The sequence below is a fragment of the Amycolatopsis sp. DSM 110486 genome (assembly GCF_019468465.1).
Taxonomy (GTDB): Bacteria; Actinomycetota; Actinomycetes; order Mycobacteriales; family Pseudonocardiaceae; genus Amycolatopsis.
Map to the genome: position 1 here is coordinate 2,345,422 of NZ_CP080519.1, position 19,661 is coordinate 2,365,082.

22 protein-coding genes are annotated in these 19,661 nt (G+C 69.4%); 4 read left to right on the forward strand and 18 right to left on the reverse strand.

Features of this window, described 5'->3' with window-relative positions:
- Nucleotides 1–3: 3 nt before the first annotated feature.
- The 6 genes from K1T34_RS11255 to K1T34_RS11280 are packed head-to-tail and all read right to left on the reverse strand — an operon-like array spanning nt 4 to nt 5,419.
- Nucleotides 4–435 carry a RidA family protein gene (locus K1T34_RS11255; RefSeq protein ID WP_220244220.1) on the reverse strand — a complete coding sequence of 144 codons (432 nt, stop codon included), beginning with the start codon at nt 433–435 and terminating at the stop codon, nt 4–6.
- The gene (locus tag K1T34_RS11260; protein WP_220244221.1) at nt 432–1,202 is read right to left on the reverse strand and encodes a 2-keto-4-pentenoate hydratase; all 771 of its coding nucleotides are present in this window, start codon (nt 1,200–1,202) and stop codon (nt 432–434) included. Before K1T34_RS11260 ends, K1T34_RS11255 begins: the two co-directional genes overlap by 4 nt.
- On the reverse strand, nt 1,199–2,224 hold the full coding sequence (gene dmpG, locus K1T34_RS11265; RefSeq protein WP_220244222.1) for a 4-hydroxy-2-oxovalerate aldolase: 1,026 nt from the start codon (nt 2,222–2,224) through the stop codon (nt 1,199–1,201). Before dmpG ends, K1T34_RS11260 begins: the two co-directional genes overlap by 4 nt.
- The gene (locus tag K1T34_RS11270; RefSeq protein ID WP_220244223.1) at nt 2,221–3,156 is read right to left on the reverse strand and encodes an acetaldehyde dehydrogenase (acetylating); all 936 of its coding nucleotides are present in this window, start codon (nt 3,154–3,156) and stop codon (nt 2,221–2,223) included. The genes dmpG and K1T34_RS11270 overlap by 4 nt, the downstream gene beginning before the upstream one ends.
- Entirely contained in the window at nt 3,153–3,968 is an 816-nt protein-coding gene (locus K1T34_RS11275; protein ID WP_220244224.1) for a 2-keto-4-pentenoate hydratase, read from the reverse strand. Before K1T34_RS11275 ends, K1T34_RS11270 begins: the two co-directional genes overlap by 4 nt.
- A complete protein-coding gene (locus tag K1T34_RS11280; RefSeq protein ID WP_220244225.1) occupies nt 3,965–5,419 on the reverse strand; it encodes a 2-hydroxymuconic semialdehyde dehydrogenase in 1,455 nt (484 codons plus the stop codon). The genes K1T34_RS11275 and K1T34_RS11280 overlap by 4 nt, the downstream gene beginning before the upstream one ends.
- Before the next feature lie 111 nt (nt 5,420–5,530).
- Between K1T34_RS11280 and K1T34_RS11285 the strand changes: the two genes are divergently transcribed.
- Nucleotides 5,531–6,481 (forward strand): LysR substrate-binding domain-containing protein, encoded by a 951-nt coding sequence (locus K1T34_RS11285; protein ID WP_220244226.1) that lies wholly within the window; start codon nt 5,531–5,533, stop codon nt 6,479–6,481.
- On the opposite strand, the gene K1T34_RS11290 is transcribed toward K1T34_RS11285, so the two are convergent.
- From K1T34_RS11290 to K1T34_RS54445, 11 genes are all read right to left on the reverse strand, one after another.
- Nucleotides 6,465–7,013: a flavin reductase family protein gene (locus K1T34_RS11290; RefSeq protein ID WP_220244227.1), complete on the reverse strand. Its 549-nt coding sequence runs from the start codon at nt 7,011–7,013 to the stop codon at nt 6,465–6,467. The genes K1T34_RS11285 and K1T34_RS11290 overlap by 17 nt on opposite strands.
- Before the next feature lie 128 nt (nt 7,014–7,141).
- Nucleotides 7,142–7,507 carry a hypothetical protein gene (locus K1T34_RS11295; protein ID WP_220244228.1) on the reverse strand — a complete coding sequence of 122 codons (366 nt, stop codon included), beginning with the start codon at nt 7,505–7,507 and terminating at the stop codon, nt 7,142–7,144.
- The gene (locus K1T34_RS11300; protein ID WP_220244229.1) at nt 7,498–7,899 is read right to left on the reverse strand and encodes a HEAT repeat domain-containing protein; all 402 of its coding nucleotides are present in this window, start codon (nt 7,897–7,899) and stop codon (nt 7,498–7,500) included. The genes K1T34_RS11295 and K1T34_RS11300 overlap by 10 nt, the downstream gene beginning before the upstream one ends.
- 580 nt (nt 7,900–8,479) lie before the next feature.
- Nucleotides 8,480–9,019, reverse strand: a complete 540-nt coding sequence (locus K1T34_RS11305) for a flavin reductase family protein (RefSeq protein ID WP_255638448.1) — start codon at nt 9,017–9,019, stop codon at nt 8,480–8,482.
- On the reverse strand, nt 9,016–9,360 hold the full coding sequence (locus tag K1T34_RS11310; protein WP_220244230.1) for a cupin domain-containing protein: 345 nt from the start codon (nt 9,358–9,360) through the stop codon (nt 9,016–9,018). The genes K1T34_RS11305 and K1T34_RS11310 overlap by 4 nt, the downstream gene beginning before the upstream one ends.
- Complete coding sequence (locus tag K1T34_RS11315) at nt 9,357–10,793, reverse strand: 4-hydroxyphenylacetate 3-hydroxylase family protein (RefSeq protein WP_220244231.1); 1,437 nt, start codon at nt 10,791–10,793, stop codon at nt 9,357–9,359. Before K1T34_RS11315 ends, K1T34_RS11310 begins: the two co-directional genes overlap by 4 nt.
- On the reverse strand, nt 10,793–11,458 hold the full coding sequence (locus tag K1T34_RS11320; RefSeq protein ID WP_220244232.1) for a DUF2848 family protein: 666 nt from the start codon (nt 11,456–11,458) through the stop codon (nt 10,793–10,795). The genes K1T34_RS11315 and K1T34_RS11320 overlap by 1 nt, the downstream gene beginning before the upstream one ends.
- Nucleotides 11,459–11,477: 19 nt before the next feature.
- Entirely contained in the window at nt 11,478–12,200 is a 723-nt protein-coding gene (locus K1T34_RS11325; RefSeq protein WP_220244233.1) for an alpha/beta fold hydrolase, read from the reverse strand.
- Between the two features lie 105 nt (nt 12,201–12,305).
- Nucleotides 12,306–13,283: an AraC family transcriptional regulator gene (locus K1T34_RS11330; protein ID WP_220244234.1), complete on the reverse strand. Its 978-nt coding sequence runs from the start codon at nt 13,281–13,283 to the stop codon at nt 12,306–12,308.
- 155 nt (nt 13,284–13,438) lie between these two features.
- Entirely contained in the window at nt 13,439–13,921 is a 483-nt protein-coding gene (locus K1T34_RS11335; RefSeq protein ID WP_220244235.1) for a hypothetical protein, read from the reverse strand.
- A gap of 141 nt (nt 13,922–14,062) precedes the next feature.
- Nucleotides 14,063–15,151 carry an SGNH/GDSL hydrolase family protein gene (locus K1T34_RS54445; RefSeq protein ID WP_220244236.1) on the reverse strand — a complete coding sequence of 363 codons (1,089 nt, stop codon included), beginning with the start codon at nt 15,149–15,151 and terminating at the stop codon, nt 14,063–14,065.
- 142 nt (nt 15,152–15,293) lie between these two features.
- Here K1T34_RS54445 and K1T34_RS11345 point away from each other — a divergent pair, with 142 nt between their 5' ends.
- On the forward strand, nt 15,294–15,887 hold the full coding sequence (locus tag K1T34_RS11345) for a phosphoribosylanthranilate isomerase (protein WP_220244237.1): 594 nt from the start codon (nt 15,294–15,296) through the stop codon (nt 15,885–15,887).
- A 48-nt stretch (nt 15,888–15,935) separates the two neighbouring features.
- Here the strand turns inward: K1T34_RS11345 and K1T34_RS11350 are convergent, their stop codons facing one another.
- Nucleotides 15,936–17,855, reverse strand: coding sequence for a LamG-like jellyroll fold domain-containing protein (locus tag K1T34_RS11350; RefSeq protein ID WP_220244238.1), 1,920 nt, complete (start codon nt 17,853–17,855; stop codon nt 15,936–15,938).
- A gap of 290 nt (nt 17,856–18,145) precedes the next feature.
- On the opposite strand from K1T34_RS11350, the gene K1T34_RS53210 reads away from it, so the two are divergent.
- Nucleotides 18,146–18,766, forward strand: coding sequence for a DUF5134 domain-containing protein (locus K1T34_RS53210; RefSeq protein WP_255638449.1), 621 nt, complete (start codon nt 18,146–18,148; stop codon nt 18,764–18,766).
- A 405-nt stretch (nt 18,767–19,171) separates the two neighbouring features.
- On the forward strand, nt 19,172–19,582 hold the full coding sequence (locus K1T34_RS11360) for an Lsr2 family protein (RefSeq protein ID WP_220244239.1): 411 nt from the start codon (nt 19,172–19,174) through the stop codon (nt 19,580–19,582).
- Nucleotides 19,583–19,661 lie beyond the last annotated feature (79 nt).

Consider the following 19,661-nt stretch of genomic DNA (forward strand, 5'->3'; position numbering starts at 1 on the left):
TGATCAGTTCCTTTCGGTGCGTTCGCTCGGCACGTGGGCGACGGCCTGGATCTCGATGAGCAGGTGCGGGTGCGGCAGCTGGTGCACGGCGACGGTGGTGCGCGTCGGGCCGTTCTCGTCGAAGTAGCGGCCGTAGACCTCGTTGTAGCCGCCGAAGTCGTTCATGCTGACCAGGTAGCTGGTGACCTGCACGACGTCGGCGAGGCTCGCGCCGACAGAGCCGAGGATGTCGGCGATGTTGTCGAGCACGGCGGCGGTCTGCACGCGGATGTCGAGCGTCGTGGTGCCGAACTCGTCGGCCTCGGCGCCGGCGAACGTGTTGTCCGGCAGGCGGCTGCTCGTGCCGGAGACGAACACGAAGTCGCCGGCGCGTTTCACGTGGGGGAAGCGGCCGCGGGGTTTGGCCTTGTCCGCGAGCGTTTTGGCTTCGGTCATCGGGGTTCTCCCTGTTCTGCGACGGAGAAGCGGGCCCGGCCGAGGCCGGAGACGGTGGCGCTGACGTGGGTGCCTGCCGTGAGCGCGACCGCGGGAGTTGCCGCGCCGGCCAGCAGGACCGTGCCCGCGGTGAGCGGGAGGCCATAGCGCTGAGCCATGCGGACGGCGGCGGGAATGGCACGCAGCGGGTCGCCGAGGATGGCAGCGGTCGAGCCGGCGCCGGCGATGCGTCCGTCCACTTCGAACACCACGCCGCGGTTGTCGACGCCGGCTTTCAGCGGCTGCCAGTGGCCGAGCACGAACGCGGCGGCCGAGGTGTTGTCGGCGACCACGTCGGCGAGGGAGAACTTGAAGTCGCGGTAGCGGGAGTCGATCACCTCGATCGCGGGGGCGACGGCGTCCACGAGGTCGGGGCCCGGCACTTCGCCCGGCTCGACGTCGCGGCTCAGCCGGAACGCGACCTCGGGCTCGGCGCGAGGATGGATGAGGGTGTTCAGATCGAGCTCGTCGCCGTCGGCCAGGACCATGCCCGAGGTGAGGCGGCCGATGATCACGTCGTCGACGCCCATCTGCGCGGCCTTCGCCTTGCTGGTGAAGCCGAGCTTGACGCCGAAGCGGCGCTCGCCCCGGGCGATGCGGCGTTCGACCAGCTCCCGCTGGACGGCGTAGGCGTCGTCCAACGACAGTTCGTGGTCCGTGGACAGCTGTGCGCACGGCTTGCGGGTGGTGGCGGCTTCGTCGAGCCGCGCCGCGAAGTCCTCGATCATGCCGGGGCCGCCTCTCGAGTGGCCACGAGGTCGAGCGCGACGTCGACCAGCATGTCTTCCTGGCCGCCGACGAGGCCGCGCTTGCCGGCTTCGAGGAGGATCGCGCGGACGTCGAGGTCGTAGCGGCCGGCGACGCGTTCGGCGTGGAGGAGGAAGCTGGAGTAGACGCCGGCGTAGCCCAGCGTCAGCGTCTCGCGGTCCACGCGCACCGGGCGAGTCTGAAGTGGACGGACGAGGTCCTCGGCCGCGTCCTGCAGGCCGAACGGGTCGCAGCCGTGGTCCCAGCCGAGCAGGTCGGCGACGGCGATGAACGCTTCGATCGGCGTGTTCCCCGCGCCCGCACCCTGGCCGGCCAGCGAAGCGTCTACGCGGTAGGCACCGTGCTCGACGGCGGTGACGCTGTTGGCCACCGACAGCGACAGGTTCTCGTGCGCGTGGATGCCGATCTGCGTGTCCGCGTCGAGGACTTCGCGGTACGCGTCGATCCGCGCGGCGACGTCCCGCATGGTCAGGCGGCCGCCGGAGTCGGTGACGTAGACGCAGTGGGCGCCCGCGTCTTCCATGATCTTCGCCTGCTTGGCGAGGTCCTCGGGCGAGTTCATGTGGCTCAGCATCAGGAACCCGGCGACGTCCATGCCGTTGTCGCGGGCCCAGCCGATGTGCTGGATCGCGATGTCGGCCTCGGTGCAGTGCGTGGCGATGCGGACGCTGCCGACGCCGAGGTCACGCGCGGCCCGAAGGTCTTCGATCGTGCCGACGCCCGGGAGCAGCAGCGTGGTGAGCTTCGCGTTCTTCACGACCTCGGCGGCCGCGGCGATCCAGCCCGCGTCGGTGGCCGCGCCGTGGCCGTAGTTCACGCTCGACCCGGCCAGCCCGTCGCCGTGCGCGACTTCGATGGCCGCCACGCCCGACGCGTCCAGCGCGGCGGCGATCGTGCGCACCTGCTCGACGCTGTAGCGGTGGGCGATGGCGTGCATGCCGTCGCGCAGCGTCACGTCCTGCACGTAGAGCTTGCCGGTCATCGAAGGGCTCCTTCCGCGGCGACCTGCACGAGCCGTTCCGCGGTCCGCAGCGCGGCCGAGGTCATGATGTCGAGGTTCCCCGCGTATTCCGGCAGGTAGTGCCCGGCGCCGGAGACCTCCAGGAACACTGCCACCTTCACCCCGCGGAACGGGCGCCCGAGCGCGGGCAGGAACGGCTCGTCGACCCGGTCGAACTGCACCCGCTGCTTGAGGCGGTAACCCGGCACGTAGTCCTGCACCTGCGCGACCATCGCCTCGACGGACGCGCTGACGGCGGCCTCGTCTACTTCGGATTCCTCGACGAGACAGAACACCGTGTCCCGCATGGTGATGGGCGGGTCGGCCGGGTTGAGCACAATGATCGCCTTGCCGCGTCCGGCGCCACCGACGGTTTCCAGCGCCCGCGCGGTCGTCTCGGTGAATTCGTCGATGTTCGCCCGGGTGCCCGGACCGGCGGACTTGGCGGCGATCGTCGCCACGATCTCCGCGTACGCCACCGGTGCCACCGCCGAAACGGCGGCCACGACCGGTGTCGTCGCCTGGCCGCCGCAGGTGACCATGTTGACGTTGGGCGCGCCGAGGTGCTCGTCGAGGTTCACGGTCGGCACCACGTACGGCCCGATGGCCGCGGGCGTGAGGTCCACCAACTGCTTGCCGTGGGCGCTCAGGACCGCGTTGTTGTGCCGGTGCGCTCCGGCCGAGGTCGCGTCAAAGACCAGCCGGATGTCGGCGAACTCGGGCAGGGCGACGAGCCCGGCCACACCTTCGTGCGACGTCGCGACCCCGAGCCGGCGCGCCCGCGCGAGCCCGTCGGAGGCGGCGTCGATCCCCACCATCGCCGCGACTTCGAGCTCGCTCGAAAGCCGTTTCACCTTGAACATCAGGTCGGTGCCGATGTTGCCCGACCCGATGATCGCCACCGGGGTGCTCATGCGCGTTTCCCTCCGTCCGGCCCGGCGGTGAACCCGACGCGGACCTCTCCGATGTCTTCGAACCGGGCCACGTAACTCCCGGGCGCCGTCACGGGCACCATCGGTCCCCACGCGCCGGCCAGCACCACTTCCCCCGCCCGCAGCGGCTCGCCGCGGCGGGCGACTTCCTGCGCCAGCCACGCGACGGCGACGGCGGGCGAGCCCAGGCAGGCCGCACCGACGCCGGTCGAGATCGGCTCGCCGCCGTGTTCCAGCACCATGCCGAGCCCGGCGAGGTCCACTTCGGACAGTTTCACCGGACGCGTGCCCAGCACCAGAGCGCCGCTGGACGCGTTGTCGGCGACGGTGTCCGTGATCCGGATGTTCCAGTCGGCCACGCGCGAGTCGACGATCTCGATCGCCGGCAGCACGAAGTCCGTGGCACGCAGGACGTCGACCACGGTGGCGCAATCCGGCAGGTCGGCACCGAGGACGAACGCGACCTCGCCTTCGACGCGCGGCTGGCAGAAGCGCTCAAGCGGGATCTCCGCGCGGTCGCCGAACACCATGTCGTCGAGCAGCACGCCAAAGTCGGGCCGGTCGACGCCGAGCTGGCGCTGCACCGCCTCCGACGTCAGCCCGATCTTGCGGCCGACCACGCGACGGCCGCTCGCGACCTTGTCCGCGATGATCCGGCGCTGCACCTCGTAGGCGGCGTCGACGTCGTCTTCGCCGAGGAAGTCGCGCACTGGCTGCACGGGCGTGCGGTCACGCTCGGCCCGCTGCAGGAAGGAGACCGCAGTGTCGATCGCCGCGTCGACTCGGGCGTTCACAGCGCCACGCACACGTTGGTCGGCTGGGTGTAGAAGTGCAGCGAATGCACGCCGCCTTCGCGGCCGATGCCCGAAAGCCCGTTGCCGCCGAAGGGCGATCGCAGGTCGCGCAGGTACCACGTGTTGACCCACGACATGCCGACCCGCATGGCGCCCGCGACGCGGTGGGCACGTTCGAGGTTTGTCGTCCACACGGCGGCGGCGAGGCCGTAGTCGCTGTCGTTGGCCAGGCGGATCGCCTCGTCCTCGGTGTCGAACGGCACGAGCGCCGCGACCGGGCCGAAGATCTCCTCGCGCAGCACGCGGTGGGTGTTGTCGAGCCCGGTCCACAGCGCGGGGCGCACCCAGGCACCGCCTTCGAGATCGGGGCCGAGGTCCGGGATCCCGCCGCCGGCGAGGAGCTTCGCGCCCTCTTGCTCGGCGAGCTCGTAGTAGGAGAGGACTTTCTCGCGGTGCTGGCGCGAGATCAACGGTCCCGTGGTGGTGTTCGGAGCGTCCGGGCGGCCGAAGCGCAAGGCCTCGGCGCGTTCGGCGAGCCCGGCGGCGACCTCGTCGAAGATGCCGCGCTGCACGTAGATCCGCTCGGTGCACAGGCAGATCTGGCCGGTGTTGGTGAACGTCGAGCGGGCGAGGCCGTCGACGGTCTTGCCGAGGTCCGCGTCGTCGAACACCACGGCCGCGTTCTTGCCGCCGAGCTCGAACGACACCGGCAGCACGCGCGGCGCCACGGCCTGCATGATCGCCGAGCCCGTGCGGGATTCGCCGGTGAAAGTGACGCCGTCGATGCCCGGGTGGCCCGTGAGGAACTCGCCGGCCGAGCCGGGGCCGAAGCCGTGGACGACATTGAACACGCCGTCGGGCGCGCCGGCCTCGGTGATGAGCTCGGCCAGCAGCGTCGCGCTCGAGGGTGTCTCCTCCGACGGCTTCACCACCACGGCGTTGCCCGCGGCCAGCGCCGGCGCGACCTTCCAGGTCAGCAGCAACAGCGGCAGGTTCCACGGCACGATGACCGCGACCACGCCCAGCGGTTTGCGCAGCGCGTAGTTCAGCGCACGCCCGGCCGGGCCTTCGGTGAGGAACGAGTCGAGCCCGGCCGACGCGATCGTGTCGGCGGCGGCCCGGAAGTTGGCGGCGGCGCGCGAGACGTCGAGCCGGCGGGCCAGGTCGAGCGGCTTGCCGGTGTCGGCGACCTCGGCCGCCAGCAGGTCGTCGAACCGCTCGTCGATGCGTTCGGCGATCTTCCTGAGCACCTGCGCACGGTCGGCGTCGGAGGTGCGGCCCCACGCGCCGTCGAGGGCGGTCCGTGCGGCGCGCACCGCGCGGTCGACCACCGCCTGGTCGGCCTCCTCGACCTGGGCTACCAGGGTCCCGTCGACCGGGCTGACCTTGTCGAACAGGTCACCACCGCTGTCGGTGAACCGCCCGTCCACGAAGCTCTTGAGCACCGTCATGTCCGCCTTCCCGCGTGGCTGTGATCCCTGCTCATCGTCGCGACCTCCAGCTATGCCTGACAAATGCCAAAGCCTTAAGTTGATATGTGCATATGGCTATAGTGGCTCGTTATGACCCCTCGTGAGCTGCCACGTCTGCTCGACGGCCGGATGAAGTTCCGCCACCTGGTGCTGCTCGACGCCATCGCGCGACGCGGCACGATCGTCGGCGCGGCCGCCGAGCTGCACGTGACCCAACCCGTGGCCACGCGTGGGCTACGCGAGCTCGAGGAGATCCTGGAGGTCGAGCTGTTCCAGCGCGGCCCGCGCGGCCTCACGCCGACCGTCTACGGCGAGGCCTTCACCGAGCACGCGCGCGCGATCCTCGCCCAGGCCCGGCAGGCCGCCCGCCACGTCGTGGAGCTGGCCGGCGCCGAACGCGGCACTGTGGTGGTCGGGACACACCTGTTCGGCTCGAACGTCCTGCTCCCGCGGGCCATCGCCGCGTTGAAGGCGGAACGGCCGAACCTGACCGTGGCCGTGCGCGACGGGACCCCCGAGTCGCTGCTGGTGGAGCTGAGCGCGGGCCGGCTCGACCTGATCGTCGGGCGGCTCACGCAGATCTCCGACGAGGGGTTCCTCCGCCGCAAGCTCTACGACGAGTCCGTGGTCCTCGTGGTCCGCGCCTCGCACCCGCTGGCCGGCGCGAAGACCGTGGACCTCGCGACGGTCGCCGAGTACCCGTGGATCCTGCCCGGCCCGGAGACCGCGCTACGGCGTGAGCTCGAGGAGCTGTTCCACAACAACGACGTGCTCCTGCCCGCCAACCGCGTGGAGGCGACTTCGTTCCTCACCGTGCGCCAACTGCTTCGCGACACAGACGTCGTGGCCGCGCTGCCGCGCCTGATCACCGAAGAGGACCCGGGGATCGCGCGCCTGCCGTTGTCGCTCGAGCCGATCGGCCACAGCGTCGGCATCACCATGCCCGCCTCCAGCAAGCCCACCCCGTCGGCGAGCGCGCTGATCGACAAGCTCGTGGCCGAGGCCGTGCAGGTGACTCGCCGGTTCAGCCCTGCTTCGTGACTCGGGGACGTTCGAGCTGGTCACCGAGGTCGTGGTAGGCCGACTTGTGCCAGACGAGCGGCTGCAAGTCCTCCCGCTCCGTCGACCCGTAGTCCAGCGACTCGCCCACGAAAATCGTGTGGTCCCCGCCGTCGTACGCGGCCCACTTCCGGCACACGAACCACGCCAGCGCACCCCCCACCGTCGGGCACCCGTGGTGCAGATCCATCTCCACGTCCACCGCCACACTCCACGGCTGGCGCGCGTAGAAATCGGCGATCGCCCCCTGGTCCTGGCCCATGATGCTGAGCCCGAAGTGCCCATCCGTGCCATGCAGCAACTGATGCATCCGCCCCGGCTTGTTCACACTCACCGCGCACAACGCCGGATCCAGCGACACCGACGCGAACGAGCTCGCCGTCATCCCGTGCACCCCGCCGTCCCCGTCGACGACCGTCACCACCGACACACCACTCGGGAAATGCCGCAACGCCCGCCGGAACTTCAACGCGTGCGGATCGGTGGGGGCGTAGGTGCTGCGTGGTGTTCCCACGGACGTCCTCCTCGATTTCACCGCCTCTGACCAGCGGTGATGGTCCACCCATCGTCGCCGCCCGAGCCATACCCGTCCAATGCCGATCCGCGCCCCCGCCATGCCTGAACGGTCATACTCGCTCTGCGCTACCGTCGGGCCGCGTGGCCAAGATCGGCCTGAGCGATCCAGCTGATCGCCGCGAACAGGTCGTCCCGCGGCGCCACCCGCTGCGCGCTCTCCTTGGCCCGATGGTGCGCCTGCCGCACCAGCTCGGGCCACGGCTGCGTGAAGTCGAGCTCGGCGTGGTAGGCGAAGTCTCCCTCGTTGTAGAAGTGGCCGTCGTCCTCACTTCGCCACAACCCGAAGGACAACGTCGCCTGGTCGCGCGCAGCGAGTTGATCGAGCACTTCCCCCAACCGCGCCGACGGCCATGCCTCCACGTCGCCGACTCGGACTGCCGGTGCCAACGCCGGCGTCACGGGTACCCGGGCGCCGAGCGCGGTCAGCGCCAAGCGCAGGCCCCACTGCTCGCCCTCACCGGGGCGTCACCCCGCGCCTTGCTCGTCTCCCATGCGCGCCTCAAGGCCGGCACCGCTCCAGTTGCGCGCAGGTCAGCCAAGGCTCCCGCCGCCCACTCCCGGACGGTGCTGTTGTCCCCCGCCAGCAAGTCGATCAGCGCACCGATCGCGCGGGTGTCTTGCAACTGCTGGAAGATCTCGATGGCGCATAGCTGTGCGAACGAGCCGAAGTTCGGTAGGGCGAGGAGCAAGGGGGCGACGACGTCGGCCTCGCGGCCGAGGGCGGTCAGGTCCCACTGCGCATCGGCGGCACCCATGGCGTTCGCGTCGAGCGTGTCGGAGTCCAGGAGTCGGATTAGTCGATCGATCTCGTGCTCGGTGTTCATGAGTGTGCTCCCCCCGGATGTGTTGTGGGACTACGAAAGCACATTCGGTGGGTGTGAGGCGCGGGAATTGTCGGCCGGTGGATGCTGGGGTGTGGGGTGGATGGTTTGTGGTGGGTTTCAGGTCGGTGTGGACGCGTGACCCCGGGGCGGGTGGTTGTCGGTGGTGGGGTTCTCGGGGCAGCTGGATGATGCCGCCTGCACCAGCCAGCCACCCATACAACCCGGCGCGGGTCTTTTGCTTTTCCGTCTACCCAGCTCAACCACCCAACAAAGCCGTCGATATCTCCGGCTAACCTTTCCCCGGCCGGCCCCCGGCGAAGCACTTTCTTCTACGGGACTTGCTTTGTGTCAAGGTACTCTTTCCAGCCTTGGCACAAGGCAAGTCCCGTAGAACCATTGAGCGCAGCGGGGGCTAGCCATGTGCATCCTTCTTTTAATCTTTTGCTTTTAAAGATCAAAAGATCAAAAGGCAACCTTCAGATGGCTCCCCGAAGTTCGGGGGATTGGTTAAGGAGATCTTGGGTTGGGCAGACCGGCTGTCTGCCCGGAAAATGGCTTCGGCCGACAGTAACTGGGTGGTTCAGAAGAACCAAGGCACCGGCTCGTGCCCCCGGTCCACCACGTCACTGAACCGCCCGCCGAGGAACCCCAACGGCTCCCCTCCCCGCGAACACACCTTCAGTACCTCACCAATCACAACCTCATGATCACCAGCCGTCAACGCGCGATAAACCGAACACTCCAAGTGCACCAGAGCATCCGGAATAACCGGAACATCATGCGATCCCGCCTTCACCGGTAAACCCGAAAAGTGGTCCTCACCGCGCCGAGCGAACCGGAGAGCGAGTTGTTCCTGTCGCGTCGACAGGACGTTCAGCGCGAAGCGGTCCGCGGAGACGACAGCGTCGGTAGTGCGCGCACCGGTCGTCAAGCAGACGAGCACCAACGGTGGGGACAGCGACACCGATGTCAACGAGTTCACCGTCATCCCGTGGGGAACATCGCCGACGCTGGTAGTCACCACCGCGACCCCAGTCGCGAACCGGCCCATCGCCGTCCTCATCGCCAACGCATCAACCGGGCCGGAACCGGGAGTGCAGTCAGGAGGCATGGTGGTCATGCGCGGTAGCGGACCTCGAAGGTGAGCACACCGTCGTCGGTGCGCCAGGGGCCGTGTGGCATGCCCGGAGGACGGCAGGCGTACATCCCGGCGCTGAAGGTCTCCCCCAGGGTGAGGTCGGAGAATGAGCCCTCCAGGATGTAGACCTCCTCCCAGAAGTCGTGCGACTGGACGCCCATCGGTGACGAGTCGGCGCCCGGCGCGTAGCGCAGGATGCGGGTGGCGACGCCGGAGGCCTCGTCCGTGGACAAGACGCGTTCGGTGATGAGCGGGTCGTCGCCCTTGCAGGTGGTGAAGTCGACCTCAGTCACCGGGAAGAACTCGCGTTCGGGTTTGCTCACTGGCTCTCCTCGGAGTAGCCGGCCAGGAAACGGTCCACTTCGGACACGGGGCCGTCGAAGCCGTAGTTGCGGAAGGAGTAGCCCTTCACCACGAAGGGCGCGCCGGCGTAGAAGAGCTCGTACTGGTGGTGGCGGCCGGCGAACTCGCTGCCGACGGCGTCCCACGCGAGTTTGAACAGTTTGACGCGGTCGGCGGCGGGCGTACCTGGGCTGTAGATGTAGCGGTCGATGTCCGCGCGCGTCTCCGGGCTGGTCATGTCGGCGACGCTGGAGGGGACCTGCAGCACACCGCCGCCGACGAGGTCGCGGAGGATGGCGAGCACGCGGGGGTACAACTCCGACTGCAGGCCCATGGCGCCGTACAGCGCCCGGCTGCCGGGGCGCCAAAGGCCGGCCGAGTCGGGTTCGGCGGTGTACTCGGCGGCCAGAACAGCGGACTCCACAAGGGACACCAGGCTGGCCAGCTCGCCGAGTTTCTCCACGACGCCGGGGAACTTGTCGACGCCGTTGACCGCCGCGACCTTGCGCGCCAGGCCGGCCAGGAATTGCAGCTTCACCGAAAACCGGATCTGCGCCTGCCAGTTGCCCAGCACGTGCGCGCCCGTCTCGAAGAACTGGTTGCGCACGCCGGCGACGTCGCGGTAGACGAACACGCGGTCCCACGGCACGAAGACGTCGTCGAAGACCAGCAGGGCATCGGTCTCGTCGAAGCGCGTGGTGAGCGGGTAGTCGTAATGGCTGGTCGCGGCGGGTGCGTACGGGCGGCGACAGTAGAGCTTCAGGCCCTCGGTGTCCACGGGCAGCACGAAGCTGAGCGCGAAGTCCGTGTCCTCCGGCGTCAGCGGCTTGATGCACGACACCAGGATCTCGTCGGCGACCGGCCCACCCGTGGCCAGCATCTGCGCGCCCCGCACCACGATCCCGTCGGCGCGCTCCTCGGCGACGCCGACCTGCACGAGATCACCGTCCCACGCGCTCGCCGTGGTGGCGCGCGAAACCTGCGGCGGGATGATCGCGTAGGACAGGTACAGGTCCTCCTCGACGACGCGCTTCTGGAACGCCGTCACGTTGGCCGCGTAGTCGCCGAACACGTCCGGGTGCGAGGCGAACGCGGCCAGGAACGCGCCGACGTGGTCCGGGCTGCGGCCCACCCAGCCGTGGGTGTGGCGCGCCCACGTGGTGGCGGCCTCGCGGAACGCGGTGAGGTCCTCGCGGCTGCGCGGGGCGGTGAAAAGCCGGTTCACCACCTCGCCGTTCGGGCCGGGCCGCGTCATGCCGGACGCGGGGTCGGCGGCGAGGTCGAACAGCTCCGACACCGTCTTCGCGATCGGCGCGAACGCCGGGTGCCGGGCCACGCCGTCCACCCGCTTTCCGTCGAGGTAGACGCGACGTCCGTCGTCGATGGCGCTCAGGTACTGCGATCCGGTGCGCATCAAGCCCTCCTTCGCTGGGTTTCGTACACGTGGGTCAGGGTTTCGCCGTGGGGCAGCCGCAGGTCGACGCGCCAGCGCGAGCCGTACACGAACTTCCCGCCGAGCAAGGAAAGCGTGCCGCAGAACAGCACGAGGTCGCCACCGTCGTCCAGTCCGGACGGCATCCGGCCGAGCGTGTCCGACGGGTGGCGCAAGGTCGCGACACTGCCGCTTTGGTACGTCGACGAGTCCACACTGGACTCCGCGACCAGACCATCCCAGTCCACGACGGACAGATCAGGCCCGAGGTCCACCACGTGCGAGCCGAGCGGCTTCGGGCACGCGGCCTTGCTCCGCGCGATGTCGACGCGTTCGAGCTCCCGGTCGGTGTGATCGGAGCCGACGCCGAGGTAGTACCGCCCGTCGTGGCGGATCACCACTGGCTCGACCTCGCCCGACGTCGTCGCCGAACCCACCTCGACCACCGGCGAGCTGGTCAACAGTCCCGGCGAAAGCACGTAATACGCCGGTACGCTCACCGGCCGCGGCACGCCGATCGCCGCGAGCTCGGCGATGTGGTGCTCCACAACCGCCTCGTCCTTGGCGGTGTAACCCGCAACAACGATCCGCTCCGGCGCGATCGACAACGTCGCACCGGAGCCGACCACGATCAGCTCACTCGTCACGTCACTCCTCAAAGGACGGTCAGTCCCGCCCCGCCTCGATGAACTTGCGCGCCGTCAGCTCGGGGTTCGCCAGCAGCACCTCGTGGCTGCCCTCCATCCCGATCAGCCGGAACATCACGAGCCGGTTGGACAGCCGCGGGTGCCGCCCCCACTCGCCCTGCGTGATGTCGTTGTCCTCGGACGGCGCCAGGTAGCTGAACGCCTGCGGCACCTTGTCCCAGCCCGTCATGTCGGCCGGGTCGGTGAAGGCGCTCCACGGCTGCGGGCGCAGCACGTCGTACACGCGCCGGGCCTCCTCCGCGGAGGCGTCGCCGTAGAACGCGTCGCGCCACACGGGGAACGGCAGCACGACACCGCCGTCAGTGCGTTCGTCGTAGCTCGCCTGAAGCGCGGCGACGAGGTGCGGTGGGATCTCGTCGACGAGCGCCCGGCCGTGCGCCGGCACGAACGCGGCGAAGTAGACCAGCCGCCGCATCCGCTCTGGCAGCTCGATCGCCACGCGGGAGATCACGTAACCGCCCCAGCTGTGCCCGACCAGCACGACGTCGGTCAGGTCGTGCTCCCGGATGTAGTCGACGATCGGCGCCGCGGCACCGCGCAGGTCGACGTGCTTGTCGTCGTTCTCGCCGAGGCCGCCGGCCGTCGGGGTGTGGACCTCGTGGCCCGCGTTCTCCAAGTGCTTGCGGACGGGGTCCCACAGCTCCCCGAAGTGCCACGCTCCGTGCACCAGTACGAATCGCATCCGCCGCTCCGTTCTCACCGTTGAGTGCGTACGGCACATGCTGCTGTCGGCGAGCGGCAAGGACTATCGGTGAAGCGACGCGCGAGCATCGGATTCGCGCAACCGTCAGCGGCGGCCCAGCGCGGCCGACGGCGTGACCCCGAACCGCGCCTTGAACTGCGCGGCGAACTCGCCCAGGTGGAAGTACCCGCATTCCGCCGCGACGCCGGTCACCGTCGTGGTCCCCGGCTCACCCGCCGCGAGCAGGCGGCGGGCCCGGTCGAGCCGCTGATCGCGCAGCCACTGCCCGGGCGTCGTGTCGAGGTCGCGCCGGAACCCGGTCTGCAGGCTGCGCAGGCTCGTCCCGTTCTGCCGCGCGACTTCCGACAGGCTGATCGGCTCGGCGAGGTGGTCGAGCAGGTACTCCATCGCCCGCCTGACCTGGGCCGACGGCACCCGTCCGGGCTCGGCTTCCTCCTCGCGCAGCTGCGTGAGCAGGAACGACTCGATCACCAGCTCACCCAGCTGTTGCCCCACCTCCGGGCGCGCGACGCTCGGCCCCAGCGTCGGCAGGCTGATCACGCTCTCCAGCAGCCGGTACAGGAACGCGGGCTGCTCCGGCAGCGACAGCGGGAGGTCCACCGGGCCGGCGGTCGCGACCCCGCGGATCCGGCGGGCCGTGCGCTCGACCCAGCGCCGGTCCATCCGCACGATCAGCTGGTCGAACGCGCTGTCGATGTCCAGCTTGAACTCGCGGTACGGCCCGACGATCGCGGGACGCCCCGGCGCGAGCTCGGCCGTGTCGCGGCCGTAGGTGAACTTCGCGGACCCGGCGACAGGCAGCGTCAGCAGGAAGTTGTCCTCTTCGGGCACGGCGGGCGCGACCGTGACGTCGGCGCCGTAGCGCAGGCGGTTGAGCGAGATCGGGCCCGCCGAGAGGTGCTCCAACCGGGTCGAAAGCCGCGCTCGCCGCGAATGCACCACGAGCCGGTGCGGGCGCAACGCCTGCGTGCAGGCCTGCGTGACCTCGTCGGGATCGCCGCTGGACGCGAGCACGTGCTGCGAGACCTCGGCCAGCCCGGCCGCGAGCTGCGCTGCTGTCATGCCGCCTCCCGGTGCGTTGTCCCTCAGGACAACATCCCCGCTCGCCGTTGTCCAGCGGACCCGAGGACCAGGACGGCGGTGGCACTCCTGCGCGGAGCCGGTCTGGCGGTTCTTGGCCAGGACACAATGAGGACTCGGCTGTGTGTCGTGTCGGATCAGAGCTGGTCGTCGTCCGAGTCTCGGGCCTGTTCCTTACGCGGCCGCAGATGCGCGAGGATTCCCTGGGCCTCGTCGCGGACCCCGGCGTCGTCATCGGCGGCGAGCTCGTGCAGCTGCTGGATCAGCCGATCCGCGCCTGCAGTCGTCAGCCACTCGGGGTTGCAGTCCAGCGCGGCCACGAGCTCATCTCTGGTCCAGAACTCGACAGCTCGGCTGCTAGCCAGCAGCACGCAGCGCAGGCCAGCGGTGTCCTTGCGTGAGAGCAAAGCCTTCGCGGTCTCCTGGGTGACTGCGGAGTCTCCGCGATCCAACAGGAGACGGTGGAGGACGTCCGCCACTCCGTCGATCTTGTCCGATGCCGCGAGCCGCCGACCCGCCGCTGCGCGAACTGACCAATCCGGGGAGTCGGCGTCGGTCAGTTCTTGATCGTCAGGAGACACCATGCCCCCAAGCCTGCCAAGGTTGTCGTTGATCCTCAATCGATTTCCCATGGCCTCAGCCGCCGCCGCGACGCCGTCACCGAACGACCGCGGACCCGAGGACCAGGACGGCGGTGGCCCACCGTCACGAACCAGTGCGGCCAGGCCGGCTGATCGACGGCACCGGCCCACCCGCGTTCCTCAAGCCGAAACCACGCCGAACTCCGCCGCCGCGATGTCCGCCGCGCCGGCCGCATTCGGGTGGAAGGCGTCGTTCATCAACCCCGCGCCGGACGCGGCGGCGTAGCTGCCCCAGCGATCGAAGAGGTCGAGCACCGGCACGCCGTGAGCGTTCGCCACGTCGTACACGGCGTCGCGATAAGGGGACAAGTCGACCCACGCCGGATCGCCGGGGATCTGTGCCTCGAGGACCACGTCGCAGGTGTTCTCCAGTGCGGACACCATCGTCTCGAGGTTGGCCGCGTACCGGTCCGGCGCGACCGCCGTCTGCTCGTTGGCGTCATTCGTCATCAACGCGATCAGGGCGAGATCCGGCGCCCAGGCCACCACGTGGTTCAGCGCCGAGTACGCCTCACCACCGGCGACCCAGTCCGTGGTCGTCGACATCGAGATGCCGAAGTCGCCGATCGTGATGCCGTCGAGCGCTTCGATCCCGATGCTGCCGACCCGCAGTTCGCCGGTCTCGCCGGCCACGGTGACCGTGACGGTGTGCCGTCCGGCGGCCAGCTTGGGGAGCGCGACGAGGTGTGTCGCCAGGCCGGCCGCACCGCTCAGCCGGACCGGGCCGGGTTCGCCACCGTCGATCGCGATCGTGCACTCGCGCGAGTCCTGTGTGGTGATGACGCGAGCCAGGTAGTCGCCGGCCTCCGCGACTAAGGCGGAGAGGGAAACGGAGCCGCCACTCGTCGCGGACGAGGCGAACGTCGTCAGCGCACCCGGCGCGAACTCGGACCAGGACCCGGTGAACGTCAGCCTCGAATCCGCCGTCATGGTCCGCGGGTTCAGGATCACCGACGCACCCCGCACCGGGAACCCCCGGGCCGCCAGCATGTCGCCCATCACCACCGGCGGCGACTGCGTGGCGGGCTGGAGTCCCTGGCCGGCGCTGATGGAGTCGCCGATCTTCGCGTACCTGGCCGAACCGGTCCCGGCGACGGCGGCGGCGCGCTTCCAGCGCCAGCGCCGGATCGAGCCCGCAGTCATCCCGTACAGCTGCCGGCCCTCGTCGTATCCACCGGAGTGGGCCTTGCCGAGCGGACCCGTGACCATCGTGCGAGCTCCTTCGTCGGGCGGAAGTCGACCCATAATCACATCCGCGCCGCCGCCCAGGCGGCCGATCCGTCACCTCTTGTGATGCCGGTGCGCGCGTGATGCCCGCTCGTCACCGGCCGGCGGAGGTTAGGGTCGGGGCGTGTTCGTGAAGATCTGCGGCCTGAAGACAGCGGCCGACGTGGCGTGCGCGGTCGAAGCGGGAGCCGACGCCGTGGGGTTCCTGCTGTGCGAGAGCCCTCGGCAGGTCACCCGGGCCGAGGCCGCGCAGCTCGCGGCGGGTGTGCCCGGCGAGGTGCTCACGGTCGGCGTGTTCAAGGGCGTGCCGGTGCCGGAGGTCCGCGACGCCGTGGCCGAGACCGGGATCCGGGCCGTTCAGCTGCACGGCTCCGGGTACTCGCCGGCCGACTTCGCGGCGTTGCGCGACCTGCCCGTGCGGCTGATCCGTGCCACGTCACTGAAGCACAGCGAGGTCCCGGCCGTCGGCGAATACGGCGAGGACTTGCTCCTGCTCGACTCCCCCAACGCGGGTTCGGGCGAGACCTGGGACTGGTCGGCCGAGATCCCCGACGGCGACTGGCTGCTGGCCGGCGGCCTCACCCCGGACAACGTGGCCGACGCCGTCGCCACCGTGCGGCCGTGGGGAGTGGACGTCTCCAGCGGCGTCGAGTCCGCCCGCGGCGTGAAGGACCAGGCCCTGATCCGAGCTTTCCTCGCCGCCGCAAGGAGTTCCTGACCGAGGACGGCAGCGGGTGGGCGCCGATGACCACCCGCCGCCGGTGGATCACTTGGTCATGAACTCGTCCAGGCGCAGCGCCCGGTTCACGATGCGGACGTCGCCGATCCAGCCGTGGAACACGTTGTCGATCGCGCCGCCGTACTCGTGGCCGCCGAGCAGCCAGGTGAGACCGAGCGAGGCGATGCCGATCGAGTCGGTCGACGGGTTGTCCGCGACCGGCGAGCTTTCGATGTAGGCCTTGGTGTGGTGGCCGTCGTTGACCACGGCGAGGTGCCACCACTGGTCCTCGGGCATGCCGTGGCTCCAGTTGGTGGTCGGGTAGGTCTGGCTGAGCGGGTAGCAGTTGAACTGCAGTTCACGACCGTTGTTCGTGGTCATGAGCTGGGCCACCGGCTCCTTCGGGTCGGTGTTCTTGCCGTGCTTGCCCGCGTCGCCGGCCGCGCCGCGGCGGACCAGCACCGGCATGTTGCCGTTGTTGCCGCCGTCCCAGTCGCGCGGGATCTTCACGAACGTTTCGATGGTGTAGCCGTGCTTGAACGTCTCGGTGTTCAGCGGCGCCTTCGCGGCGGTGCTGAGGTACGCACCGTGCAGCGGGTTCTTGCCGCCGACGAAACGCAGGCTGGCGTGGCCCGGCTGGTCGGGGTGGTGGTCGTCGGACCAGGTCAGCGCGTCGGGGACGGTGCCGGCCACCGACGCGAGCGTGAGGTCGTTGCCGTGGCCGGACAGGTCGCGCACCTTCTGGCTCGCGGTGACGGCGCTGCCGTTGGCGCCGACGTTGTCGAAACGCCAGTACGCCAGCGTGCCCGGCACGAGCACCTTGTTCGCCGGCCGCGCCGAGCGCACGGGCACCGGGATGAAGCCGGAGAAGCGCTGCTCGAAGTCGAACGGCATCGAAAACAGGTCGACGGAAGTCGTCAGCCGCGACTCCAGCACCTCCATCTTGTTGCGCTTCGCCGGGTCCTTCTCGAGGATCCACGGCGCGATCGTCTCGACGTCGATCGTGTTGCGCTGCAGGTCGAAGTGGTAGAGGCGCAGCATGCCGCCACCGCTCATGTAGCGGTTCTGGTAGTTCGTGATGTGCAGGTGCACGTCGTTGCCGGCGGCGTTCTGCTTCGTCATGCGGCCCGACGGCCAGTAGTGGCCGTTGAGGGTGAGGAAGATCTGGTCGTTGTTCTTGATCAGCTGGTCCCACACGGTCTGGCCGTAGCCGGTGACCGCCGCGTTGTTCTCGGCGTCGCCCGATTCGTACGGGTACACCTCGTCGCCGTAGGTCGGCGCGACGATCTCGTGGCAGGTCAGGATCACCGGCAGGTGCGGGTTCTTCTTGATCACGTCGTTGGCCCAGGTGAAGCCCGCGGCCGACGTGCGCCAGTCCATGGCCAGCAGCAGCCACTCGCGCCCGGCGGCGCGGAAGGTGTGGGCGGTGTTGTAGCCACTGGCGTCCGAGCTGAGGAAGGACTTCTGGTTCTTGAACCGCTGCGGGCCCATCGTCTGCAGGTACGGCGTGGTGCCGCGCGTGTCGTCACCGGACACGTCGTGGTTGCCGGCGAGCACGCTGTAGGCGACGTTCGCCTTGTCGAGGATCTTGAACGTCTGGTCCACGGCCTGGAACGACGTGACGTCGGCGTCCTGCGTCACGTCACCGAGGTGCGCCATGAACACGATGTTGTTGTTCGGCGTGCCGCTGTTCTCGATCACGTACCGGAACGAGGCTGCCTGCGGCTCCGCGTTGATGCTGTTCTGGCTGCCCCAGTAGAGGTACTGGGTGTCCGGCATCACGGCGACGGTGAACTGGAGGCTCTCGCCGTCCGGGTTCCATCTGCCGCTGCCTCTGTTTGCGGTGTTCGCGGTGTCGGCCTCGGCCGGCGCGACGCCGAGCGCACCCAGCGCCGTGGCGCCGACGCCGGCGAGTCCCGCGTTCCGCAGGAAGGACCGTCGGTTCGGGCCCACCTGGTTTTCGCGCATGGTCTACCTCATTCAGGTTTCCAGGGAGACTTCTCGAGCGCCCCGAACGCTATTCACGGCTGTTTGAGCCAACGCGAACACCACGTGGCCTGCTCACGTCGGCTCCCTTACGTCGCGCGCCCTTGAGACGCAGGTCACGGCCGGTGAGCCTGAGGGGCAACGGCGCTGCCCTTCCGTTTTCGACAATTCCTGTCTCGTCCGGGGGCATTTCCCTCCGGTTGTCACGAATCGCGACTGTGCGTGGTCTACCGGGTACTCGCTTCGCTTGCTTCGGCGGAAGGAACCCTCTCGTGCCGGCGTCCGTGTCCTGGCTGCTGACGGCCGCGTTCGCCGCGCTGGCGTGGGCGCCACTCGCGAACCTTCGGCGTGGGGTTGCCGCTTTGCCGGCGGACGCTGCCGAGCGTCGCGAGTCTCCAGTGGATGTCCACCGTGGCCAGGCACCACTCTCCGCGGGTTCATCGTTGCCCACCAACGCCGCGTTGCCCGCCAACGCCCCACCGCCGCTCCGGGTGCCGACCCGTGCCGACTCCGTGGCCGAACTCGTCCTCTGCGCCGCGATGATCGCCATGGCCTCCCCCGTCGGCGCCCCCATCCCCGCCGCCGGCTGGCAGGCCGTGCTCCTGCTCACACTCGGCTGGTCCCTCACGACCCGGCATCTGCACCACGTCGCAACCACCGCGACGATGCTGTTCATGCTCACCGCCATGCCGCACTCCGGCGACCACGGCCCGTGGCTCACGATGCCCGCGATGGGCCACGGCTGGTGGACACCCATCACCTTCGCCGCGGCCGCGTGGGTCCTCCTCGAAGCCGCCTACTCGGTCCCGTCGTGGCACATGGACCCGACCCGCGCGTTGTCGCGGACGGGCATGAGCCTCGGAATGGCTTGCGCGCTGGTCGCCTCGGCCTGAGCCGGCAATCTCGGCGGAAACCTGTTCCTGTGCCAGTAATGTGAGCGGTCGTGCTCTCCACGACTCGACGGCTGACCGCGCAGTGGACCGCCCACCCCGTCCGGCGGAGGCATGATGGCCGCCAAGGCCCTCGCGATCGCCGTGACCCCACAATGGACAGCTTCGCGGACCTCGAAGCGCAACGCCGTGCCGGTCAGTACTGCGGCGTGACGGAACAGTTCGAGGCCTTCTGGTCACCTTCCGTCGACGTTTCCTGACCCGCGGCACCGCCTCGACCGCACCGGGAGTTTCCGCACAGTTTCGGCGCCTGCATTTCCGCGACCATTCGATGCTACGATCACAATCGATCGCCACATTCGTGCGCCTGGTCACGGTCAGCATGCACGCCAATTTCAAGGAGCACTCATGGCCCAGAAGGTTCTCGTCGAAATGCTGGACGACATCGACGGCAGCCCGGCCACCCAGACAGTCCCCTTCGGACTCGACGGTGTCAGCTACGAGATCGACCTGTCCGACGACAACGCCGCCGCCCTGCGCGACGAGCTCGCGCGCTACATCGGCGTGGGCCGCAAGACCGGCGGCCGCAAGGTGCGCGTCGCCGCCGGGCAGCCGACCGCGGCCACCCCGGCCGACCGCGAGCGCTCGCGCACGATCCGCGCGTGGGCCAACGAAAACGGCTACCAGATCTCCGAGCGCGGCCGCATCCCGTCCGACGTCGTGAACGCCTACGAGCAGGCCGAGCTCGAAGCCGCCAAGCCCTCCGCGCCGGCCCGCAAGCGCCCGGCGCGCAAGAAGGTCGCCGCCGCCAAGAAGTAGCACCGCGAGCCTGCTGACCGAGCTGCCGGCTCGTTGACAACGGACCCCCCGTTCGTCAACGAACCGGCATCAGCCGGTC

Coding starts and splice junctions, on each gene's coding strand:
- K1T34_RS11255 (WP_220244220.1), bottom strand. CDS start 435: ATGACCGAAGCCAAAACGCTCGCGGACAAGGCCAAACCCCGCGGCCGC.
- K1T34_RS11260 (WP_220244221.1), bottom strand. CDS start 1,202: ATGATCGAGGACTTCGCGGCGCGGCTCGACGAAGCCGCCACCACCCGC.
- dmpG (WP_220244222.1), bottom strand. CDS start 2,224: ATGACCGGCAAGCTCTACGTGCAGGACGTGACGCTGCGCGACGGCATG.
- K1T34_RS11270 (WP_220244223.1), bottom strand. CDS start 3,156: ATGAGCACCCCGGTGGCGATCATCGGGTCGGGCAACATCGGCACCGAC.
- K1T34_RS11280 (WP_220244225.1), bottom strand. CDS start 5,419: ATGACGGTGCTCAAGAGCTTCGTGGACGGGCGGTTCACCGACAGCGGT.
- K1T34_RS11285 (WP_220244226.1), top strand. CDS start 5,531: ATGACCCCTCGTGAGCTGCCACGTCTGCTCGACGGCCGGATGAAGTTC.
- K1T34_RS11300 (WP_220244229.1), bottom strand. CDS start 7,899: ATGAACACCGAGCACGAGATCGATCGACTAATCCGACTCCTGGACTCC.
- K1T34_RS11305 (WP_255638448.1), bottom strand. CDS start 9,019: ATGACCACCATGCCTCCTGACTGCACTCCCGGTTCCGGCCCGGTTGAT.
- K1T34_RS11315 (WP_220244231.1), bottom strand. CDS start 10,793: ATGCGCACCGGATCGCAGTACCTGAGCGCCATCGACGACGGACGTCGC.
- K1T34_RS11325 (WP_220244233.1), bottom strand. CDS start 12,200: ATGCGATTCGTACTGGTGCACGGAGCGTGGCACTTCGGGGAGCTGTGG.
- K1T34_RS11330 (WP_220244234.1), bottom strand. CDS start 13,283: ATGACAGCAGCGCAGCTCGCGGCCGGGCTGGCCGAGGTCTCGCAGCAC.
- K1T34_RS54445 (WP_220244236.1), bottom strand. CDS start 15,151: ATGGTCACGGGTCCGCTCGGCAAGGCCCACTCCGGTGGATACGACGAG.
- K1T34_RS11350 (WP_220244238.1), bottom strand. CDS start 17,855: ATGCGCGAAAACCAGGTGGGCCCGAACCGACGGTCCTTCCTGCGGAAC.
- K1T34_RS11360 (WP_220244239.1), top strand. CDS start 19,172: ATGGCCCAGAAGGTTCTCGTCGAAATGCTGGACGACATCGACGGCAGC.